This is a genomic window from Streptomyces sp. NPDC101166 (genome assembly GCF_044768125.1).
Lineage (GTDB): Bacteria > Actinomycetota > Actinomycetes > Streptomycetales > Streptomycetaceae > Streptomyces.
In genome coordinates, this window is sequence record NZ_JBIWPF010000100.1 from 1 (window position 1) to 1525 (window position 1525).

Consider the following 1525-nt stretch of genomic DNA (forward strand, 5'->3'; position numbering starts at 1 on the left):
GTGGTGGTCGTCGAGGGCGTCGTGGTGGTGGTCTTGTTGGTGTTGTTGTTCGTATTGGTGTTGTTGTTGCTGGTCAGCGCGGAGCTGAGATCGCTGACGCCGCTGGACAGCACCGTCGCGCCCTTCTCGACCACCTTCTCGGCGACCGTCGGCGCGACACTGGAGATGGGCTGCAGCGCGGTGCCGACCATGTTCACCAGGTTCGAGATATTGGACGCGACGGGCGCGCCCGCGATCATGATCTTCGTGCCGGCCTCGAGGATCTCGGCGGTGCTGCCCGCGAGCTGCACCTTGGTCTTGGCCGCGATGGCCAGGCCCGCGTTGATGGTCTCGGTCGCGGTGGCGATCAGCCACGGGATGCCTGCGGGGGTGGCGATCAGCGCGGTCGCCGCGGTCAACTGTGCGATGAATTGCGCGATGAGAGCGGACATTTCGGCGTAGCCCTCGGCGACGATGGCTTCGGCTGAGATCAGGATGCCGTGCTGCTGCGCGCCCTGCGCGGCCACCGTGCCGCTCTGCGCTTCGACCTCGTTGCTCTTGAGCTGAGCGGCGGTCGCCGCGTCCCCGCTGAAAGTGTTCATCAGCGTGCTGGTCGCCGACTTGCTTTGCGAGGTAGCCGAAGTCAGCGCACTGATCAGCGACGTGATGATGGTCGCCGGGTTGAAGCTGCTGTTGCTCAGGCTCCCGGTGCCGAACGACTGCAGCAGGCTGGTGACCGGCTGGATCAACGCCGTCGGGTCGATGGTCGGCAGCGTCGGCAACTGCAGCCCCGACAGATCCGGCAAGCTGATTTGCGGGATCTGCGGCAGCTGCGGCAATCCCATGGCGCTCAACACATCCGTGACCGGTGTATCGAGGTAAGGACCGATCGGGCTGCTGCGCAGCCCGTCCAGCACGGTCGGATTCGACGGACTCGTCACAGCATCGTCGATAGGAAGCTCGCCGCCGAGGTCACCTCATTGGTGCCGTAGGTGCCGACCGCCGTGTACGCCGCCGTCGCCGTATTCGCGTGCACCGCGGCGATCTCCGCCGACGACATCAGGAAGTTCCCCTGCGCGACCGCGAAGGCCGCCAGGAACTCCTGACCGATCAGACCGAAAACCGGAACCGCCTGCGCCATCGCGGCACCCACGTCCGCGGCCGCCGCCCCCGCGACCTGCGCGGCGATTCCCGCCTTCTCGGTGCCGTACGCCAGGATGGGCGGAAATTCCGCCGCCACGTGATCAGCCATCAGTGTCCCTCCCACTACCCTTGATCTTGCTCAGACTACAAGCACGAAATTTCTTGTGCCAGACCGCAAGATGCAAACTCTGGCGCAAAGTTCTGTTAACAGTCCGGCCTACTCGGCCATCTCCTCATTGAACCGGTCGACGATCTCGGCCCGCCGTTCGAACGCCCGCCGCGCCGCCTGCGCCGCCGTCGTCACCACGGCCTGCTCGAACTCCGCCGGCGTCATTCGCGATACCGCGCTGCTGAACTGTAGGTCCTTGAGCGCGCCGTTCCCGTCGACCTCCGCGGTCACGGC

3 protein-coding genes are annotated in these 1525 nt (G+C 65.8%); all 3 read right to left on the bottom strand.

The annotated features are described in order from the left end of the window. A partial coding sequence (locus ACIRS4_RS36695; RefSeq protein ID WP_404204369.1) for a hypothetical protein occupies nucleotides 1-896 on the bottom strand: 896 nt, incomplete at its 3' end. Nucleotides 897-916: 20 nt separating this feature from the next. After that, nucleotides 917-1231, bottom strand: a complete 315-nt coding sequence (locus ACIRS4_RS36700) for a hypothetical protein (protein WP_357088998.1) — start codon at nucleotides 1229-1231, stop codon at nucleotides 917-919. A 108-nt stretch (nucleotides 1232-1339) separates the two neighbouring features. Then, nucleotides 1340-1525, bottom strand: a 186-nt coding sequence (locus tag ACIRS4_RS36705; RefSeq protein ID WP_404204371.1) for a hypothetical protein, incomplete at its 5' end; no start/stop codon positions are given.

What these genes read in the sequence shown, in the direction of transcription:
- ACIRS4_RS36700 (WP_357088998.1), bottom strand. Translation starts at nt 1,231, where the DNA reads ATGGCTGATCACGTGGCGGCGGAATTTCCGCCCATCCTGGCGTACGGC.